Source organism: Pseudomonas sp. 8Z (genome assembly GCF_902506535.1).
Lineage (GTDB): Bacteria > Pseudomonadota > Gammaproteobacteria > Pseudomonadales > Pseudomonadaceae > Aquipseudomonas.
On the sequence record NZ_LR733827.1, the window covers coordinates 512018 to 531900 of the forward strand.

Below are 19883 nucleotides of genomic sequence, written 5' to 3' on the forward strand. Positions count from 1 at the left end.
AGATAGATAGAAGGCTTGTGCATTGCACAAGCCTTCTTGCGTTTCAGTTCTGAGGTTTTCTCCTATCCGCCACAGTCGCGTAGATGTTCTCTGAGCAAACGCATAGCCGTTCGACGAACCGACATGGCTGCAGTGGAAACGCACCTATCCGGTAAATGCTGGCAAACTTGCGCTTCGATTTTCGACAGGAGTGAGTCGATGCCCGCCAGCCCGGAACTGTCGCCCGGCCTTATCGTTATCCACGGTAACCACCTGGAAGAGCTGCGCGCGCTCTCGGTGGCCTGGATGCGGCGCTATCCCTTGCGCCCGCTGGAGAATGAGGTGCTGCTGGTGCAGAGCAACGGCATCGCCCAGTGGCTCAAGCTGGCGCTGGCCGAGCGTGATGGCTGTGGAGTCGCGGCGGCACTTGACGTCGATTTGCCCGCGCGTTTTCTCTGGCAGGCCTACCGCAGTGTGCTGGGGCGTGATGCCATCCCGCCGCAGTCGCCTTTGGACAAGGCGCCACTGACCTGGCGGCTGATGCGTTTATTGCCTGGGTTACTGAGTGAGGCGGTATTTGCGCCGTTGCAGCGTTTTCTTGCCGATGATCAGGATTTGCGCAAGCGCTACCAGTTGGCTGAGCGCCTGGCTGATCTGTTCGACCAGTATCAGGTTTACCGTGCCGACTGGTTGGAGGACTGGGCGGCTGGGCTGGATCGTTTGCGCACTTCACGCGGCGGCGAGCGCCCGCTGGATGATGCTTCGCTGTGGCAGCCCGCGCTCTGGCGCGCGCTGCTGGCGGATGTCGGCCAGGAGCACCTGGCCGAGAGCCGTGCCGGCGTGCATCCGCGCTTCGTCGCGCATCTGCGTGAGCTTAATAGTCGACCTGCCGGTCTGCCGCGGCGTATCACGGTGTTCGGTATTTCTTCGTTGCCGGCGCAGATGCTCGAAGCGCTGGCCGCCATGGCGCGTTTCAGTCAGGTGATGCTCTACGTGCACAACCCGTGTCAGCATCACTGGGGCGATATCGTCGAAGACAAGGATCTGCTGCGCCACGAGTACCGCCGCCAGCGGCGCAAGGGTAATCCCGCCGGGCAGATCGGTTTGTTCGATGAGGCCGAGATGCATCAGCACGCCCAGCCGTTACTGGCCGCTTGGGGCAAGCAGGGGCGTGACTACATCAATCTGCTCGATCAATACGACGAGCCGCAGCGCTATCGCGAGCAGTTCGAGCGTATCGACCTGTTCAGCCCGGCTGCTGCAGATAGCTTGCTGGGCCAGTTGCAGAACGACATCCTCGATTTGCGCACCCTGCAGGAAAGTCGCCAGGCCTGGCCGCCCGTACGGCCGGAGCACGATGCATCGCTGCGTTTTCACGTGGCGCACAGTGCCCAGCGCGAGGTGGAGGTGCTGCATGACCAGTTGCTGGATCGCTTCAGTGCCGACCCGAGCCTGCGCCCGCGTGATGTGATCGTCATGGTGCCGGACATCAACGCCTACGCGCCGCATATTCAGGCTGTGTTTGGGCAATACGGCAAGGATGATCCACGCTTCATTCCCTTCACCCTGGCTGACCAGGGCATGCGTGGCAAGGAGCCGCTGGTCATTGCGCTGGAGCACTTGCTGCGCTTGCCCGATAGCCGCTTCAGTGTCAGCGAGATTCTCGATCTGCTGGATGTCGAGTCGCTAAGAGCGCGCTTCGCCATCAGCGAGCAGGCGTTACCGACCTTGCGCCGTTGGCTGGAGGGCGCGGGTATTCGTTGGGGGCTCGACGCTCGCCAGCGTGAGGATCTCGGTCTTGGCCAGGGATTGGAGCAAAATACCTGGCGTTTTGGCTTGCGCCGTATGCTCCTTGGGTATGCAGTGGGGCGTGGTTCGGCTTATGCCGATATCGAGCCTTTCGACGAAATCGGCGGGCTCGATGCCGCCCTTATCGGGCCGCTCAATCGTTTGCTTGAAACGCTCGAACAGCTATTGCAAACCCTGCGTGAGCCAGCACCGCCGGCGCTCTGGGGGCAGCGTCTGCGTGATTTGCTGGCGCATTTCTTCCTAGCCCAGGACGAGCGTGACGAGGTACTGCGCAATCAGTTGCTCGAAGCCCTCGATACCTGGCTGGAATTGTGCGAGGGCGCCGCGTTGGAGGATGCCCTGCCATTGGCCGTGGTGCGTGAGGCCTGGCTCGGTGGCTTGGATCAGGGGCGCCTCAGCCAGCGCTTTCTTGCCGGTGCGGTGAACTTCTGCACCCTTATGCCCATGCGCGCCATTCCATTTCGGCACGTTTGCCTGCTCGGCATGAACGATGGCGACTATCCCCGCAGCCAGGCGCCGTTGGACTTCGACCTGATGGCGGGTGATTACCGCCCCGGTGATCGCTCCCGCCGCGAGGATGATCGCTACCTGCTGCTGGAGGCGCTGCTCGCTGCCCGCGACCACCTTTATATAAGCTGGGTAGGGCGCAGCGTGCGTGACAATAGCGAGCGCCCGCCATCGGTGTTGATTGGCCAGTTGCGTGATCATCTGGGCAATGCCTGGCGCTTGGCGCAAGACGGTGACTTGTTGCATGCGCTGACCACCGAGCACCCCTTGCAACCTTTCAGTCGCCGCTACTTCAGTGGTGAGGGGCCACTCTACAGTTATGCCCATGAATGGGCCGATGTATATGGCCAGGCGCCGCAAGGGCAACTCGTCGATAGTCTGCCGACTTGGTCGGAGGGGCATAGGCTGACGCCTGAGTTGCTGCAGAGCTTTTTGCGTGATCCGGTCAGGTGCTTCTTTACCCGTCGTCTCAAGGTGCATCTGGACGAGGATGCTCTGTATCAACTCGACAGTGAGCCTTTCGCCCTCGACGCCTTGCAGCGCTACCAGTTGCAAGAGCGTCTGCTCAAGGCGGCGTTGCTGTCCGGCGATGAATCGCCGGAGCAGGCGCTGGCCACTGCCGCTGAGCGTTTACGCCGTAGCGGTGTGCTGCCTATGGCGGGCTTCGGTGAGCAGTATCGGCAGGCCCTGCTGGCGCCCCTGCCTGCTCAGATACTGCGTTATCAGACCCTGGCACAAGCTTGGCCGCAGCGGGTCGACTCGCCGTTACCCCTGTACTTTTCTGACGCTGATCGGCAATTGGACGGGTGGCTGAGCGGCTTGCGGCGCAATGGTGATGGCGCGCTGGCCAATCTACAGGCCCTGCCAGGTGCTTTGGCCAAGGACGGTGGCTGGAAATGGCACCGCCTGTTGCGACCCTACGTGCTACATGTGGTGGCGGCGGCCTGCGGGCAGTCACTGACCACGCTGCTGGTCGGCGAGGATCGGGCGTTAGCCTTCGATCCATTGCCGGTCGAGTGTGCGCGCGAGGTACTGGTCGCCTGGCTTGATGGATGGACGGCTGGTATGTGCGCGCCGCTGCCGGTGGCGTTGAAGACATCGCTGGTCTGGCTGCAGGACGGCAATGAGGACAAGGCACGAGCGGTGTACGAAGGCAGCTTCAATCAAACCGGGGAGGTGGCCGGTAGTGCCAGCCTGGTCCGGCAGTTCCCGGATTTTTCCAGCCTGGCGGCTGATGGCGCTTTTGCTCAGTGGAGCGAGTGCCTCTATCGCCCGTTGCTCGACAGTAGCCCGCGTGCACTTGAGGAGATGCAGCCATGACTGGTACTCAGCGCCCGCTGGCCCTGAGTTTTCCCCTGCATGGCAGTCGCCTGATCGAGGCGAGTGCCGGTACGGGTAAGACCTACACCATTTCTGCCCTGTATTTGCGCTTGATCCTACAGCACGGCAGCGATGCCGCTTTCGCCGAACCGCTGCTGCCGCCACAGATTCTGGTGGTGACCTTCACCGATGCTGCCACGCGCGAACTGCGTGATCGCATTCGTGCGCGCTTGGTGGAGGCGGCGAGTGTGTTTCGCCAGGATCGTGACGGGGATGCTTTGTTGGCGACGCTGCGCGATGACTTTGCCCCAGCGCAGTGGCCTGATTGCGCGCGGCGTCTGGAACTGGCTGCGCAGTGGATGGATGAGGCAGCGGTTTCGACCATCCACGGCTGGTGCCAGCGCATGCTGCGTGAACATGCGTTCGACAGTGGCAGCCTGTTCAGTCAAACCCTGGAGACCGATCACAGCGAGTTGCTCGCCGAAGTCGTGCGTGATTATTGGCGGCAGCATTGCTATCCCTTGCAGGGCAAGGGCCTGAGCTGGGTTGCCCTGCAGTGGGGAACGCCGGATGGTTTGGGCGTACGCTTGCGGCCGTTGCTGGGCGAGGAGGGCGAAAGCCCTGCACAGTCGCTGAGCGAGTTGCTGGATCAGGCACTGGCTGAGCGTGAAGCCGAGCTGGCGGCGCTGAAAGCCCCCTGGATGAACTGGGCCGATGAGCTGCAGCTCTTGCTGGACAAGGCTGTAGCCGACAAGCAGGTGGATGCGCGCAAGATTCAGGCGCGCTACTACAACCCATGGCTGCTCAAGTTGCGCGAGTGGGCGAGCGGTGAAGAGGCCGCGCTCGATCTGGGCAGCGGTTTCAAGCGCCTGACACCCGATGGTCTGGCCGAAGCCTGGAAGGGCGAGGCGCCTGTACACCCGGCTCTGTTGGCAATGGCCGAACTAGAAGCGCGCCTGGCCGCGCTCAGTGATCCCACTGTGGCAGCTTTGCGCCATGCGGCAGCCTGGGTGCATGCGCGTTTCGATTGGGAAAAACGCCAGCGCGCTGAAATGGGCTTCGACGATATGCTCACTCGCCTCGACCGTGCGCTGCAGGGCGAGAACGGATCGCGCCTGGCTGAGGTGATCCGCCGTCAGTTCCCGGTGGCCATGATCGACGAGTTTCAAGACACCGACCCACTGCAATACCGCATTTTCGACACCCTCTATCAGGTCGAGGCCAATCGCGACGACTGTGGCCTGTTCATGATCGGTGACCCCAAGCAAGCCATCTATGCCTTCCGTGGGGCCGACATCCACACATACCTGCGCGCGCGCCGGGCGACCCTCGGGCGCCACTACAACCTGCAAACCAACTTCCGTTCCAGCCAGGCCATGGTCGATGCGGTCAATGCGGTGTTTTTGCGCGCCGAACAACGCCAGAGCAGCAGCGGTGCCTTCCTGTTGCGCGACGAGCTGCCGTTTCTCGCTGTAGGCGCGCAGGGGCGCAAGGAGTGTTGGGTGGTTGCGGGGCAAGAGCAGCCCGCGCTGACGGTTTGGCATCTGCACACTGACGAGCCACTGTCGAAAAAAGCTTATGTGCAAGCCATGGCCGCTGCGGCTGCCGGAGAGATCGTCACATTGCTCAACCACGGGCAAAACGAGCAGGCCGGTTTTCTCCGAGCAGATCGATTAAGTGCTCTGCAACCGAGTGACATCGCCGTATTGGTGCGTGACTTCAGCGAAGCTCAGGCGATCCGTGACGAGTTGAGCGCGCGTGGTGTGCGCAGTGTTTACCTGTCCGACAAGGACTCGGTGTTCGCCTCACAGGAGGCGCGTGATCTGCTGCTGTGGTTGCGTGCTTGCGCCGAGCCGGATCAGGACCGCCCGCTGCGCGCCGCTCTGGCCAGCGCCACCTTGGGGTTGCAGTTGAGCGAACTGGAGTGCCTCAATCTCGATGAGCGCACCTGGGAACAACGCGTCATGCAGTTTCGTGCCTATCGCCAGAGCTGGCAGCGACAGGGCGTGCTGCCGATGTTGCGCCAATTGTTGCAGGACTTCGCTCTGCCGCAGCGATTGATCGGGCAGGACAATGGTGAGCGGGTGCTGACCAACTTGCTGCACCTGGCAGAGCTGTTGCAGCAGGCCTCCAGCGAGCTCGATGGCGAACAGGCGTTGATTCGTCATCTCGGCGAACTGCTGGCTGGCCAAGGGCGGGGCGCCGATGAGCAAGTGTTGCGTCTGGAAAGCGACGAGGCCTTGGTGCGAGTGGTGACCATTCACAAGTCCAAAGGGTTGGAGTACCCCCTGGTGTTTCTGCCTTTCATCTGCAGCTTGCGCCCGCTGGATGAAAAGAAACCTCTGCTCGTGCAGGACGGCGAGCATCGTCGCGTGCTGTTCAACGCAGACGAGGAGGCGTTCGCACGCGCCGAGCGTGAGCGCCTGGGGGAAGATCTAAGGCTGCTTTATGTTGCGCTGACGCGTGCACGTCACGCCTGCTGGCTGGGTGTGGCCGATCTCAAAATTGGCAATGGCAAAAAATCGCGCCTGCATCAGTCTGCGCTTGGTTACTTGCTTGGTGGTGGCGAAGCGCTGACGCAAAGCGTCGATCTGGCTACCTGGCTGCAGGTTTTTGCCAATGCTCCAGGTAGCTGTCTGCTGGCGCTTCCAGATGTGGGCGAAAGTCGGTATCAGCCCAAAACGCTCGCAGCCTTTCAAGCGCGCTGGCGAACGCCGCTACGGCGGGCTGCGGAGCATTGGTGGATCGCCTCTTACAGTGCCTTGAGGATGGAGGAGGGCGAGTCAGCGAGCGTGCAGCGTCACGAGGATGCAGCGCCCGACAGTGCGGCTATCCAGAATGCAATGGATGATGAGCCAGCGATGCTGCTGGAACAGGCGATGCCGTTATCGGCGCAAGGGCTGCATCGTTTCCCTCGTGGGCCGAATCCCGGCACCTTTCTCCACGGCTTGCTGGAACTGGCGGCCAGCGAAGGCTTTGCCAGCGTGCTCGCACAACCTCAGACGCTGCGCGATCTGCTCGCCCGGCGTTGCCAGCGGCGTGGCATGCAGGCCTGGATCGAGCCGCTGCAGCAGTGGCTGCTGAGTCTGCTGCAGCAGCCGCTGAATTTGGCAGAAGGGGGCTGCGCCAGCTTGGCGCAACTGAGCGAGTATCAGGCCGAGTTGGAGTTTTGGTTCGAGGCGCGCCAGGTCGATGTTCAGCAGCTCGATATGCTGGTGCAGCGCTTCGAGCTGCCAGGCATGGCCAGGCAGCCACTGCGTGCTGACCGACTCAACGGCATGTTCAAAGGCTTCATCGACCTGACCTTCGAATGCGACGGGCGCTATTACGTGCTTGATTACAAATCCAATTGGCTGGGCGCTGACGACAGCGCATACACCCAGGCGGCAATGGCGGAGGCGATCGCCAGTCATCGCTATGACTTGCAGTACGTTCTTTATGTAGTGGCGCTGCACCGGCAACTGCAGTTGCGCCTGACGGACTATGACTACGATCGACATGTGGGCGGCGCACTTTATCTGTTTCTGCGTGCGCCGGGGCAAGGGCAGTACCTGGCCCGCCCGCCACGACAACTGATTGAGCAGCTCGACGCACTCTTTATGGGTAATGCCCAGGAGGTGCAGGCATGAGCGCTGCATTGCAAAATCGCGAGGCGCTGTTCGACCTGCTAAAGGTCTGGAGTGAGCGCGGTTGGCTACGTGAGCTGGATCGCTCACTGGCGCAGTTCTTTGCAGAGCTGGATGAGACGGCCTCACCGCTACTGCTGTTGGCAACGGCTCTGGCCAGCCACCAACTAGGGCAAGGGCACGTCTGTTTGGATCTGGCCGTAACCTTGAGCGATGCCGATTTTGCCCTGTCGCTGCCGCCGGAGGGGGAGGAGGCAGAGCAGACTGTGCTGCTGCCGTCACAGGTTTTGCAGGAGGTGACGCTTGCGCAGTGGCGCGATGCCTGTCGCGCGAGTGTATTGCTGGCTGCTGGGCACGACTCACCTTTGGTGCTGCAGGGCAACTGCCTATACCTGCGGCGCTATTGGGATTACGAGCAAGGCGTCGCAGAGCACATTCGCACACGCTTGCGAATGCCCGTGCAAGAGCCCAAGCAACTTGCTGCGCGCCTGAACCGCCTGTTTCCAGAACCTCTGCTGATAGCTGGCAAGCGTCAGACGGATTGGCAGAAATTGGCCTGCGCGCTGGCAGCTTGCGGCCGTTTTACCCTGATCACCGGCGGGCCGGGGACCGGCAAGACCACCACGGTGGTGCGTTTGCTGGCCTTGCTGCAAGAAGCTGCAATGAGTGAAGGCCCTGCATTGCGCCTAAGCTTGGCCGCCCCTACGGGCAAAGCCGCTGCGCGACTGACCGAATCGATTGGAGGACAAGTGGCGTCACTGCCACTGGATGAGTCGATCAAGCAGCAGATTCCGACAACGGTGACGACGTTGCATCGCCTGCTCGGAAGCCTGCCGGGGAGCCGTCACTTTCGCCATGACGCAGGCAATCCCTTACCGCTCGATGTGCTGGTCGTCGACGAAGCCTCGATGATTGATCTGGAAATGATGGCCAATCTGCTCGATGCTTTACCTGCACATGCGCGCTTAATCCTTTTGGGTGACAAGGATCAATTGGCTTCGGTCGAGGCCGGTGCGGTACTGGGGGATCTGTGTCGAGACGCTGAGGCTGGCGGTTACAGCTCCCAGACGCTTGCCTGGCTGCAGGCTCGCACGGGGGAGCAACTGCATGATGCCTCTCTGATCAGCAGCGAGCAGGCCCTGGCGCAGCACATCGTCATGTTGCGTCACTCTCGGCGTTTCGGCAGTGACTCCGGGATTGGTCAGCTAGCGTTGGCGGTCAACGCAGGCGAGGCCGGGCGAGCCAGAAGTGTCTTGGAGGCCGGGTATGCCGATCTGTATAGATTGAACCTAGCGGGCGAGCAGGAAGCGGCCCTGGAGCGTTTTCTACTCGACGGTATCGCTCGGCAGGCGCAGGGCTATCGACATTACTTAAATGTATTGCATGAACAGCGTCCAGGTGACGAGGCATCCTTAGCCGACTGGGACGGCTGGGCCAGACGCGTACTGTCGGCATTCGACCGCTTTCAACTGCTCTGCGCGGTACGCAAGGGAAGCTGGGGCGTCGAGGCAATGAACCTACGAATTGCTCAGTCATTAAGACTCGCAGGTCTGCTGGAGGCAGATCAAGGTTGGTACGAAGGGCGGCCTGTACTGGTGACGCGCAATGATTACAGCCTGGGGCTGATGAATGGCGATATCGGTATTGCCCTGAAACTACCGGATGATAACGACGGGCTAAGAGCGCCTGTCCTGCGAGTCGTATTTCCACGCAACGACGGCAGTGGCGAACTGCGTCATATACTGCCTAGCCGCCTGAATGTCGTGGAAACCGTATTTGCCATGACCGTGCACAAATCCCAGGGCTCGGAGTTCGAACACTGTGCACTGCTCATTCCCGACGCACTCAACCCGGTACTGACCAAGGAACTTGTATACACCGGCATTACTCGTGCCAGGCGCTGGTTTAGCTTGATCGAAAGTCGCGCAGGTGTATTCGAGCAGGCCGTACTAAGACAGGTTGTACGACGCAGTGGCCTGCGTGAGGCCATCGAGCCGCGAGAGTAATAAAACTGAAATTAAAGCTTGACGCGTATTCTGCTGGATGTAGAATGCGCGCCACTTCAGCGATGAAGCGCTTCAAAAACTTCTTGTTAATCAATAAGTTAAGTTGAATGAAGGGCTTGCAAAGCTGGATCTGGTGTGTAGAATGCGCGCCGGTCGACAGGGTGGTGGTTGAGTTCTGTTGGTGATTCGGTCAAGTGGATCGAGAGCGGTAGAAAAGAGGTGTTGACAGCGGTTTTGAACGCTGTATGATTCGCCTCCCGCTTGAGAGAAGAAGCTCTGATCGAAAGCGCAAGTGGTTGAGTAGAAAGAAGTTTCTCTGGAAACAAAATCGAAAAACAGCTTGACGGATTGAGGGGCTGCTGTACAATGCGCGGCCTCGGTTGAGACGAAAGACTTAACCAACTGTTCTTTAACAACTGAATCAAGCAATTCGTGTGGGTGCTTGTGAGGTAAGACTGAGAGTCGAAAGATTATCAGCATCACAAAGCAACACTCGTTAATTCGAGAGTTAACTCTTTAGTAATAAAGAGATTTGCGATTGCTGAGCCAAGTTTAGGGTTTTCTCAAAACCCAAGCAGTATTGAACTGAAGAGTTTGATCATGGCTCAGATTGAACGCTGGCGGCAGGCCTAACACATGCAAGTCGAGCGGATGAAGAGAGCTTGCTCTCTGATTTNGCGTGGACAGCAGATTGCTCTTGCTGTTGGCCGATAGCGCCGTGATCAGTGCGCCGAAGCGGTCGCTGCCGATGCCGACAATGGCGCCGTCGGGCAGGGTGGTGCCGTCGGGGATGGCGCCGTCCTGTATCGCCTGCAGCACGGTGCCGACAGACAGACCGGAGCCTGCGAAATTGACCCCACCGAGCCCGCCGCGATTGCCGCGGCCATCCACGGCCCACTGCACGCCAAGGGCATCGCTGATATCGCCAGAGATTTCGACGATGGCGGCTTCGACCATCACCTGGGCGCGTGGGATATCGAGCTGGCGCACGATTTCCTCAAGGCTGGCGACGATATCCGGCTCAGCCAATAACACCAGCGCGTTGAGGCTTTCATCGGCGCGAATGAGGATATTCGAGGGCTTGCCAGTGGCCTCGGCAGCTTGCTGATTGTTCATACCCTCTGTGATTTCGCCGAGGGTTTCGGCCAGGGCCTTGGCATCGTTGTGGCGCAGACGGATGACGCGGGTGTTGGCCGAGCGGCTGCTGGGGGTGTCCAGCGAACGCACCAGTTCGGCCATCTTGGCCCGCGAGTCAGGTGGGCCAAGGATGATCAGGCGGTTGCTGCGGCCATCGGCGATGATCTGCGTGCCCGATGGCCCCTGGCCGCGATCGACCGCACTGCGCAGGGCTTCTGCGGTATCCAGAGCCCAGGCGTACTGCAGGTCGATGACCATGTGATCGCCACGAATCTGCCGGTCGAGTTGCTGCAGCACCTTCTCGATGCGATCGATGTTGGCACTACGGTCGCTGATGATGATGGCATTGGCGGAAGCAACGGCTGCCAGATGGCCGTATTGGTTGATCATGGGGGTGAGCAGTTGCAGCAGCTCGCTGGCGGAGTTGTGTTGCACGGCAATCAACCGGGTTTCCAGTTGATCGGGGGCAATGGCGCCGCTGTTGGCTTCGCTCTTGCCGTTAACGCTGGGCACGATGCGTGACTGCTCGCCCTGGGTGACCAGGGTGAAACCGTGGGTGGTCAGCACGGAGAGAAATAGCTGATAGACCTCGGAAAGGTTCAGCGGCTTGCTGGCGTACACGCTGACCTGGCCGCTGACCTGCGGCGCCACGACGAAGGTTTGCCCGCTGATTTGCGCCACCGTGTCGATGAACTCGCGGATATCGACACCCTTGAGGTTGATGACCCAGGTTTCCTCTTCTTCCTGCGTGCTGCTGGCTGTTGGTCGCAGGCCAGCAGAGGCGTCGGCGGCCAGTGCAACAGGCGCGAGGGTCAGGTTCAGGCAAAGCAGAGCCAGGCTCAGGCGGCTGAAAGGGTGCTTCATCGTATGGTCTTCCATGAGTTCGGGAGGCTGGCGAGTGAACCCGGTAGGGGCATTTCTGATAACGCCCCAGGTTGCCAGCGTTGTGCGTGCAGGGGGGCAATCTCGCTCAAGTCGGAATATGATGGCATACGGCCATACTTGCAGGGGGCGCAATGCCGCTGCTGGTGACGGCGTGGCAGCCTGGAGATGCTCTGAAGGGGTGTTTCTGTAAAGGTTATCATACGACTGTGATCCGCTGCGGCATCCATCTCGCCTTGCATCTTGGCGATTTAATCAAGAATCGTTTACCACTCTGAGCGTGATCAGTTGCGGTGAAATACCTGATTTAGAGCCTTTCTGTCTTTATTTTTGGTTTTTGCGGTAGATATTTTTGCTTTGGCAGAACCGTATCATGGCTGAGGTTGGCCAAAATTTCTTGGATTTTTTCTTGTTGACAATGATTTTGTAAGTGGTAAAGCTCGAAATAGTTATATGACAACATATAACGACTCGTCGCCTCAGGGGGATGGGTGCTTCGAATATTTGTGTGTCAGTTAAAAAACTCAAAATGGAGCATCACACATGAAACTGAAAGCAACAGGAATGTTGGTAGGGCTGGCCCTGCTAGGTAGTCTGCCAACCGCGCCAGCACACGCTGATACGGCCCTCTGCAAGGCTGGGTCGATCATCAGCAACCAGACCGTCGACTGCGAAGGTGCCTATATCTCCGGCGGTTGGTGTGAAGGTGACGATGATGGCCAGGCTGCGGTCATCATCTTGCGCAATGCCACCATCAAGAACGCCAAGTTCGCTCAGGGCAAGGCGGGCAAGGGCATCTGGTGCGAGTCCGGCACTTGCAACGTGGAGAACGTGACCTTCGACGAAGTCTGTGAAGATGCCGTCAGCACCCGTAAGGATGGTGTCACCCTGAACGTCAAGGGCAGTACCTTCAACAACACGATGAGCAATGCTTTCGCCTATGGCAAAAAGCCGGACAAGTTCATCCAGGTCAACGCCAAGAACGTCAAGGTGAACGTCTCCGACTCCACTTTCCGCATGGTTCCGGGTAGCTCCTCCACTCCGGAAAAAATCAGCGGCAAGGCCGGTAAAGTGGTGCGTACCTGTGGCAACTGCAGTGGCAATGCGGGGCCGCGTGCGATTACGCTGACTAACGTGAAAGTGTATGGGCCTATCGATTCGATCGCGGGTGTCAACTCCGAGTACCGTGGTCAATCGTCGAGCATGCGTGACACGGTCACGATCAAGAATCTGAAAATCGAGAACTACAGCATCAGCGGTGACAAATCCACGCCGCCGGTATGTGTTCAGTTCGAAGGTTTGGACAAGACCAAGCACAGTGGCGACTCGCCGAAGCTTGATCAGGCCTGGGAAACCGCTAGCTGCATCGTCAAGAAATCCGACGTATCCAAGCTATGAGATAAGCGGCTCAAGTTAAGCCGCTCAGGCGCGGCTTTCTTTGAAAGTCGTGCCGTGTCGAGGCTGGGTGGCTGTGTCAGCACCCAGCCTGTCTGGATCCAAGACCGTCACTGATGGCACTAGGCGAGTGTGGCATTACCTGCTTGCTGAGTGTTTGAATAGGCTGTTGCGCGCTCTGTATCGTTGTGCCAATTCATTGATTTTCCGTGTCACGTGATTGATGACCTTCGCTGTATTTCGAGTTCGTAGATGGTCTTTATGGATATGAGCCAGGTTTCTCGTCGGTTGCCGTTCAGCTTCGCCAAACGCCACGGCGTGGCCTTTGTGATGCACGAGGGGCAGTTATCTCTGGCTCATCGCGCCGATTGCGATTTGCCCGCGCTGGCTGAGGCGCAGCGCTTCGCTGGAGGCCGCCTACCGTTGCAGTTGTTGGACGCCGCCGCCTTCGCCCAGGTGTTGGGCGCGGCCTATCAGCATGATTCAGCTTCCATGCAACTAGCCGAAGATATTGGCGGCAGCCTGGATCTGGCCTCTCTGGCCGATCAGGTGCCGGAAACCGAGGACCTGCTTGAGCAGGAAGACGACGCGCCGATCATTCGCCTGATCAACGCCATCCTTGGCGAGGCGATCAAGGAAAATGCCTCCGATATCCACCTGGAAACCTTTGAGAAGCGCCTGGTCGTACGTTTTCGCGTCGATGGCATTTTGCGCGAGGTTCTTGAGCCCAAGCGCGAGCTGGCTGCCTTGCTGGTCTCAAGGGTCAAGGTCATGGCGCGCCTGGATATCGCCGAGAAGCGCGTCCCGCAGGACGGGCGCATTTCTCTGAAAGTGGGCGGGCGCGAGGTGGACATTCGCGTCTCCACGCTGCCTTCAGCCAATGGCGAACGAGTGGTGCTGCGTTTGCTCGACAAGCAGGCCGGGCGTCTATCGCTGCAGCATCTGGGGATGCGCAGCGAGGATCGCGCCTTGATGGAAGAAACCGTGCGCAAGCCGCATGGCATCCTGCTGGTCACCGGGCCCACCGGCTCGGGCAAGACCACCACGCTATACGCCAGCCTGGTTAGCCTCAACGATCACACGCGCAACATCCTCACCGTTGAGGACCCTATCGAATATCACCTCGAAGGCATCGGCCAGACTCAGGTTAACGCCAAGGTGGACATGACCTTCGCTCGCGGCCTGCGCGCCATTTTGCGCCAGGACCCGGACGTGGTGATGGTCGGTGAGATCCGCGACAAGGAAACCGCCGAGATCGCCGTACAGGCCTCGCTCACCGGCCACCTGGTGCTCTCCACGCTGCACACCAACAGCGCCATCGGCGCCATCACTCGATTGGTGGACATGGGTGTGGAGCCCTTTCTGCTGTCTTCATCGTTACTCGGTGTGCTGGCCCAGCGCCTGGTGCGCGTGTTGTGCCCGGCGTGCAAGGAGCCTTACACGGCCGATGAGGCCGAATGTGCGTTGCTCGGAGTGCCATCGAGCCCGGCGCCAACGCTCTACCATGCGCGTGGCTGCGAGCAATGCCATCAACAAGGTTATCGCGGGCGTACCGGTATCTACGAGCTGGTGGTGTTCGACGAAACCATGCGCAGCCTGGTGCACAGTTGCGCTTCCGAGCAGGACATGACCCGCCACGCCCGCACGCTGGGGCCGAGCATCCGTGATGATGGTCGGCGCAAGGTGCTGGAGGGCGCGACCACCGTAGAGGAAGTGCTGCGTGTGACGCGGGAGGAATGATGGCCATTGCGATGTTGGCGGCGGATCTTGTGGGAGGGGCTTTAGCCGCGAGTGATTGTGAGTCGCGGTTGAAGCGGAATGCCGCCCAGCCGCTCCTACATTTACAGTCGGAGCGATTTGTCGATGGCGGCCTTTGAATACATTGCCCTGGACGGGCGCGGTCGCCAGCAAAAAGGTGTGCTGGAGGCCGACAGCGCACGCCAGGTGCGCCAGCTCCTGCGCGAACGCCAACTGGCGCCATTAGAGGTCAAGGCTACGCGCAGCCGCGAGCAGAACAGCGGCGGGGCGCGTTTGGGTTTCGCCCGTGGCCTGTCGGCGCGTGATCTGGCGCTGGTCACCCGGCAACTGGCGACACTGATTCAGGCGGCGCTGCCCATTGAAGAGGCGTTACGTGCGGCGGCGGCGCAGGCCACCAACTCGCGTATCCAGGGCATGCTGCTGGCGGTGCGTGCCCGTGTGCTGGAGGGCCATAGCCTGGCGGGTAGCCTCAAGGAATTTCCCGCCGCCTTCCCTGAGCTGTACCGTGCCACGGTGGCTGCGGGTGAGCATGCCGGGCACCTCGGCCCGGTGCTGGAACAGTTGGCCGACTACACCGAGCAACGCCAGCAGTCGCGGCAGAAGGTACAGCTTGCACTGCTGTATCCGGTGATCCTGATGTGCGCGTCGCTGTTGATCGTTGGCTTTCTGCTCGGCTATGTGGTGCCGGATGTGGTCAAGGTTTTTGTCGACTCCGGGCAGACTTTGCCAGCCCTTACGCGCGCCTTGATTGCCGCGAGCGATTGGGTCAAGGCCTGGGGGCTGGTTGCTGTCGTGCTGTTGGCGCTGGCGATCAGTGCTTTGCGCGTGGCGCTGCGCGATGACGCACACCGTCTGCGTTGGCACCGTTTTCTGCTGCGTCTGCCGCTGATTGGGCGGCTGGGGCGCGCCACCGATTGCGCGCGTTTCGCTTCGACCCTGGCCATTCTCACCCGCAGCGGCGTGCCGCTGGTGGAGGCCCTGGCGATTGCTGGTGAAGTCATCGGCAATCGGGTGATTCGTGGTGAAGTATTGGTGGCGGCGCAGAAGGTGCGCGAGGGCGGTAGCCTGACTCGCTCGCTGGAGGCCACCGGGCAATTTCCGCCGATGATGTTGCATATGATCGCCAGCGGCGAACGCTCCGGCGAGCTGGATCAGATGTTGGCGCGTACAGCGAAGAACCAGGAAAACGACCTCGGCGCACAGATCGCCTTGCTGGTCGGATTGTTCGAGCCGTTCATGCTGGTCTTTATGGGGGCTGTGGTGCTGGTGATCGTGCTGGCCATCCTGCTGCCGATTCTTTCTTTGAACCAAATGGTGGGGTAATTAGGTGATACGCAAACAAGCAGGTTTCACGCTCATCGAAATCATGGTGGTGGTGGTGATCCTCGGCATTCTGGCGGCGTTGGTGGTGCCGCAGGTGATGAGCCGACCGGATCAGGCCAAGGTAACCGCGGCGCAGAACGACATTCGCGCCATCGGTGCGGCGCTGGATATGTACAAGCTCGACAACCACAACTACCCCAGCACTCAGCAGGGCCTGGAAGCGCTGGTGAGCAAACCGAGCGGCAACCCGCAAGCGAAGAACTGGAACAAGGACGGCTACCTCAAGCGCCTGCCCATCGACCCTTGGGGCAATCCTTATCAATTCCTCGCTCCCGGCACCAAGGGCGGTGCCTACGACCTCTATTCCCTCGGCGCCGATGGCAAGCAGGGTGGCAGCGACCTGAACGCCGATATCGGCAACTGGGATCTCTGACCCGGCCATGCCGTCGTTCGCCGGTGGACGCGAGTTTGGCCAGCGTGGCTTCACTCTGATCGAACTGCTGGTGGTGCTGGTCATCCTCGGCAGCTTGATTGGTTTGGCTGTCTTCAGTGTCGGTATTGCCGGCCCTGGCCGCGAGCTGCGCAGCGAGGCCGAGCGTCTCAGTGGGTTGGTCGGCGTGCTGGTCGATGAGGCCGTGCTGGACAACCGCGAATATGGTTTGTACTTCAGCGAAAGCGGCTACCGGGTGCTGCGCTACGATCCGCGCCGTGCCCAATGGCAGGCGCTGGATGGCCAGGCGCATGAGTTGCCAGGCTGGGCGCAGATTGTCTTCGAAGTCGAGGGCGAGCCCCTACAATTACCGCGCGGCGACGAAGCCGATGAGCTGACGCCGCAGTTGCTGATTCTTTCCAGTGGCGAGCTGACGCCTTTCCGTCTGCGCTTGGCCGAGCGTGGCCGTGATGGCGTACGTCTGCAACTGTCCAGCGATGGCTTCCGACTGCCGCGTGTCGAGCAACTGGACACGGGGCGTGCCGGATGAAAGCGGCACGCGGCTTTACCCTGCTCGAAGTGTTGGTGGCCTTGGCTATCTTCGCTTTGGTTGCAGCCAGTGTATTGACCGCCAGCGCACGTAGCGTGCGTATCGCCAGCCAGTTGGAGGAGAAAACCCTGGCCATGTGGGTGGCCGACAATCACCTGACCGAACTGCAACTGGCTACGACACCGCCAGACGATGGCCGCGATGAAGGCCAGGTCGAGTTCGCCGGGCGCCTTTGGCAGTGGCAGAGCGAGATCGAAGCGACCAGCGAGCCGAGCATGCGCCGCGTAACCCTGTGGGTCGCTGCCGAAGAGCGCGGCGCCAGGGGTGCGTTACGTGAGCGCGCTGCGGTCACCCTCAGCGGCTTTCTGGGGGCGCAGCAGTGATCGGCCTCGCGCCTACTATTCGAGCGCAGCGCGGCTTCACGTTGCTGGAGTTGCTGATCGCCATAGCCATCTTCGCTCTATTGGGCCTGGCCACTTACCGCATGCTCGACAGCGTGATCAGTGCCGATGCCGTGACCCGTGAGCATGAGCAGCAATTGCGTGAGCTGACGCGCGCCTTATCTGCCTTCGAGCGAGACCTGCGCCAAGTCGCGGTACGGCCTATTCGCGATGGTTTTGGCGATCCGCAACCGGCGCTGCACAGTGACCTGACCGATGCCACGGCGCTGGAACTGACCCGTGCAGGCTGGCGCAATCCACTCGGCCAGCCGCGCGCCGAACTGCAGCGTGTGCGCTGGCAACTGAGTGGCGAGCAGTGGCAGCGCCGCTACTGGCGCGTGCTTGACCGTGCGCTGGATAGTCAACCGCAGGTGCAGCAGGCGCTCGATGGTGTGCAGAGCCTGAGCCTGCGTTACCTGGATAAGGAAGGCCAATGGTTGACCGATTGGCCGCCCGTCAATGCCACGAGCGACGTCGTACTGACAGGCTTGCCACGTGCAGTGGAACTGCGCCTGCAGCATCGCCGCTTTGGCGAGTTGCGCCGAGTGCTGCGCCTGCCGGATCTGCCTGTGCAGACGGCAGGCAGGGTGGCCGGGGAGGATCAGCCATGAGCCGTCAACGCGGCGTGGCGCTGATTACCGTATTGCTGGTGGTTGCGGTGGTTACGGTGGTGTGCGCTGGGTTGATCGCGCGTCAGCAGTTGTCGATCCGCAGCAGCGCCAACCAACTGCATGTCAATCAGGCCTGGCAGTACGCGCTGGGTGGGGAAACCCTGGCCAAGGTGATCTTGCAGCGAGATCTGCGCCAGGGCGACCCGCGCATACCGGTCGACACCCTTGGCGAGGCATGGGCGCAACCGATGACGCCTTTCCCGCTGGATGAAGGCGGTGAGCTGCGCGTGCGGATCGTCGACCCCAGTGGGCGCTTCAACCTCAACAGTCTGGTAGTGCGTGGGCGCGTCGACGAACTGGCGTTGCAGCGTCTGCGGCGTCTGTTGATACGCCTGCAGATCGCCAAACCTTATGCCGAACGCCTGGCCGACTGGCTCGATGGCAACAGTGACCCACTGGGCAGCCAGGGCGCGGAAGACAGCCAGTATCTGTTGCTGAGCCCGCCTTATCGCACGGCCAACCGGCAGATCGCCGATGTGTCCGAGTTACGCCAACTGCTGGAAATGCAAGAGGCCGACTATCAGCGCCTGCTGCCCTTTGTCAGCGCGCTGCCGAGCGAGGTCTCGCTCAACGTCAACACCGCCAGCGCGGTGGTGCTCTCCAGCCTGGCTGACAATCTGGATATCGACAGGGCCATGGCCATGGTTGCAGCGCGTGGGCTCAAGGGCTACACCACGCTGGCTGATTTCACCGCGCAGCCTTTACTGGCGGGGCTTGGCGGCCAGGTGGCGCAGGGCGTGGCGGTGGGCAGCCAATATTTCGAGGTGTTCAGCGAGGTCAGCCTCGGTGAGCGCCGTGTGGTGTTGCGCAGCCTGATGCAGCGTAGCAATGATGGCCAGGTCAAGGTGCTGGCCCGTGATTTGGGGCAGGGCGGCGCTGTGCCGACACCGCTCAGCGAGGAAGCGCAAAGATGAATCGACAATGGATCTTTCTACCGCCCCAGGCCTGCCAGGGCTTGAACGCAGAGCTGCAGGTGCACCTGTTGGCGGCTGGTCAGGTGCGCGTACTGGCACTGCATGAGGCGCTGGCGGCGCTGGATGGGGCCTGGCAGTTGGTGCTGCCGGTCGAGGCTGTAACCGCCTGCGTCGTGCAGTTGCCGACCCTGCGCACACGCTGGCTGCGCCAGGCACTGCCATTTGCGGTGGAGGAGTTGCTGGCCGATGACGTCGAGCAGATGCACCTGGCCTTGGGCGAGGTGCTCAGTGATGGGCGCCACCGCGTGTATGCCGTGCGTGCTGCCTGGCTGCGCGAGTGCCTGGCGCTGTTTGCCGCCAAGCCGCCGCAGGCCATCCGCATGGATGCCGACATGCTGCCGCGTGAGGGCAGTCAGTTGCTGTGCTTGCACGGGCGCTGGCTGCTGGGCGGTGAAGGCGCTGCACGCCTGGCCCTGCAGACCGAGGATTGGCCGCTGCTGGCTGCACGTTGTCCGGCGCCGCACAAAGTCAGTGCCCGTGCCGGACAGGCGCTACCGGAGATGATCGATGACGCGCAGGTGCTGGAGCAGGCCGAAACCTGGCTGGTGCAGCAAGGCGCAGGTGTGGATCTCGCTCAGGGCGAATTTGCCGTGCATGAAGTGGGGGCGGGCTGGCGCCGCTGGCGCTCACTGGCGGGCATCGTTGGCCTGTGTCTATTGCTGCAATGGGGCTTCAACCTGGCGCAAGGCGTGTATCTGCAACGCGAGGCCGACGATTATGCCGAGGCCAGCGCCGCGTTGTACCGCGAGCTATTCCCGCAGGACAGCAAGTTGATCAACCTGCGGGCACAACTCGACCAGCATCTGGCTGAGGTCGGCGGTGTCGATAGCCCAATGCTGAGCCTGCTGGGTGACGTGGCTGGCGCTCTGCGTGGCGACGAGGTGTTACAGGTGCAGATCAATCAACTGGATTACAGCGCTGTCCGCGAGGACTTGGCGCTGCAACTGCAAGCGCCGGATTTTGCCGAGCTGGAACGCTTGCGCGAGCGCCTGCAGCAGACCGGGCGCGCCGTGCAAATGGGCTCGGCCAGCCGTGAGGCTGAAGGCGTCAGCGCACGTTTGGTGATTGGAGGATGA

General features: G+C 61.0%; 12 protein-coding genes and 1 pseudogene. 12 read left to right on the plus strand and 1 reads right to left on the minus strand.

Annotated elements, in window-relative coordinates; translation table 11 throughout:
• Positions 1 to 198: 198 nt before the first annotated feature.
• Genes recC through recD form a run of 3 tightly spaced genes read left to right on the plus strand, consistent with a single transcriptional unit; the run spans position 199 to position 9247 of the window.
• Positions 199 to 3615: an exodeoxyribonuclease V subunit gamma gene (gene recC / locus AERO9A_RS15045; protein WP_159972755.1), complete on the plus strand. Its 3417-nt coding sequence runs from the start codon at positions 199 to 201 to the stop codon at positions 3613 to 3615.
• Positions 3612 to 7244, plus strand: coding sequence for an exodeoxyribonuclease V subunit beta (gene recB, locus AERO9A_RS15050; protein WP_159972756.1), 3633 nt, complete (start codon positions 3612 to 3614; stop codon positions 7242 to 7244). Before recC ends, recB begins: the two co-directional genes overlap by 4 nt.
• Positions 7241 to 9247: an exodeoxyribonuclease V subunit alpha gene (recD, locus tag AERO9A_RS15055; protein ID WP_159972757.1), complete on the plus strand. Its 2007-nt coding sequence runs from the start codon at positions 7241 to 7243 to the stop codon at positions 9245 to 9247. Before recB ends, recD begins: the two co-directional genes overlap by 4 nt.
• A 677-nt stretch (positions 9248 to 9924) precedes the next feature.
• Here the strand turns inward: recD and AERO9A_RS15060 are convergent.
• Positions 9925 to 11248, minus strand: a pseudogene (locus AERO9A_RS15060) (secretin N-terminal domain-containing protein); the annotation flags it as partial.
• Between the two features lie 561 nt (positions 11249 to 11809).
• Between AERO9A_RS15060 and AERO9A_RS15065 the strand changes: the two are divergent.
• The 9 genes from AERO9A_RS15065 (at position 11810) to gspL (ending at position 19883) form a co-directional block, all read left to right on the plus strand.
• Positions 11810 to 12664, plus strand: coding sequence for a pectate lyase (locus AERO9A_RS15065; RefSeq protein ID WP_159972758.1), 855 nt, complete (start codon positions 11810 to 11812; stop codon positions 12662 to 12664).
• A 249-nt stretch (positions 12665 to 12913) separates the two neighbouring features.
• Positions 12914 to 14401: a type II secretion system ATPase GspE gene (gene gspE / locus AERO9A_RS15070; RefSeq protein WP_159972759.1), complete on the plus strand. Its 1488-nt coding sequence runs from the start codon at positions 12914 to 12916 to the stop codon at positions 14399 to 14401.
• A gap of 123 nt (positions 14402 to 14524) precedes the next feature.
• Positions 14525 to 15742 (plus strand): GspF family T2SS innner membrane protein variant XcpS, encoded by a 1218-nt coding sequence (gene xcpS / locus AERO9A_RS15075; RefSeq protein WP_159972760.1) that lies wholly within the window; start codon positions 14525 to 14527, stop codon positions 15740 to 15742.
• A gap of 4 nt (positions 15743 to 15746) precedes the next feature.
• A complete protein-coding gene (gene gspG / locus AERO9A_RS15080; protein WP_159972761.1) occupies positions 15747 to 16175 on the plus strand; it encodes a type II secretion system major pseudopilin GspG in 429 nt (142 codons plus the stop codon).
• Between the two features lie 7 nt (positions 16176 to 16182).
• Positions 16183 to 16722, plus strand: a complete 540-nt coding sequence (gene gspH, locus AERO9A_RS15085; protein WP_159972762.1) for a type II secretion system minor pseudopilin GspH — start codon at positions 16183 to 16185, stop codon at positions 16720 to 16722.
• The gene (gspI, locus tag AERO9A_RS15090) at positions 16719 to 17105 is read left to right on the plus strand and encodes a type II secretion system minor pseudopilin GspI (protein ID WP_159972763.1); all 387 of its coding nucleotides are present in this window, start codon (positions 16719 to 16721) and stop codon (positions 17103 to 17105) included. Before gspH ends, gspI begins: the two co-directional genes overlap by 4 nt.
• Entirely contained in the window at positions 17102 to 17773 is a 672-nt protein-coding gene (gene gspJ, locus AERO9A_RS15095; RefSeq protein ID WP_256665972.1) for a type II secretion system minor pseudopilin GspJ, read from the plus strand. The genes gspI and gspJ overlap by 4 nt, the downstream gene beginning before the upstream one ends.
• Positions 17770 to 18747 (plus strand): type II secretion system minor pseudopilin GspK, encoded by a 978-nt coding sequence (gspK, locus tag AERO9A_RS15100; RefSeq protein WP_159972764.1) that lies wholly within the window; start codon positions 17770 to 17772, stop codon positions 18745 to 18747. The genes gspJ and gspK overlap by 4 nt, the downstream gene beginning before the upstream one ends.
• Positions 18744 to 19883, plus strand: a complete 1140-nt coding sequence (gene gspL, locus AERO9A_RS15105; protein ID WP_159972765.1) for a type II secretion system protein GspL — start codon at positions 18744 to 18746, stop codon at positions 19881 to 19883. The genes gspK and gspL overlap by 4 nt, the downstream gene beginning before the upstream one ends.

Bases quoted from the DNA above. Each gene is read 5' to 3' on its own strand.
- recC (WP_159972755.1), top strand. From the start codon at position 199: ATGCCCGCCAGCCCGGAACTGTCGCCCGGCCTTATCGTTATCCACGGT.
- recB (WP_159972756.1), top strand. From the start codon at position 3,612: ATGACTGGTACTCAGCGCCCGCTGGCCCTGAGTTTTCCCCTGCATGGC.
- recD (WP_159972757.1), top strand. From the start codon at position 7,241: ATGAGCGCTGCATTGCAAAATCGCGAGGCGCTGTTCGACCTGCTAAAG.
- AERO9A_RS15065 (WP_159972758.1), top strand. From the start codon at position 11,810: ATGAAACTGAAAGCAACAGGAATGTTGGTAGGGCTGGCCCTGCTAGGT.
- gspE (WP_159972759.1), top strand. From the start codon at position 12,914: ATGGTCTTTATGGATATGAGCCAGGTTTCTCGTCGGTTGCCGTTCAGC.
- xcpS (WP_159972760.1), top strand. From the start codon at position 14,525: ATGGCGGCCTTTGAATACATTGCCCTGGACGGGCGCGGTCGCCAGCAA.
- gspH (WP_159972762.1), top strand. From the start codon at position 16,183: ATGCCGTCGTTCGCCGGTGGACGCGAGTTTGGCCAGCGTGGCTTCACT.
- gspI (WP_159972763.1), top strand. From the start codon at position 16,719: ATGAAAGCGGCACGCGGCTTTACCCTGCTCGAAGTGTTGGTGGCCTTG.
- gspK (WP_159972764.1), top strand. From the start codon at position 17,770: ATGAGCCGTCAACGCGGCGTGGCGCTGATTACCGTATTGCTGGTGGTT.
- gspL (WP_159972765.1), top strand. From the start codon at position 18,744: ATGAATCGACAATGGATCTTTCTACCGCCCCAGGCCTGCCAGGGCTTG.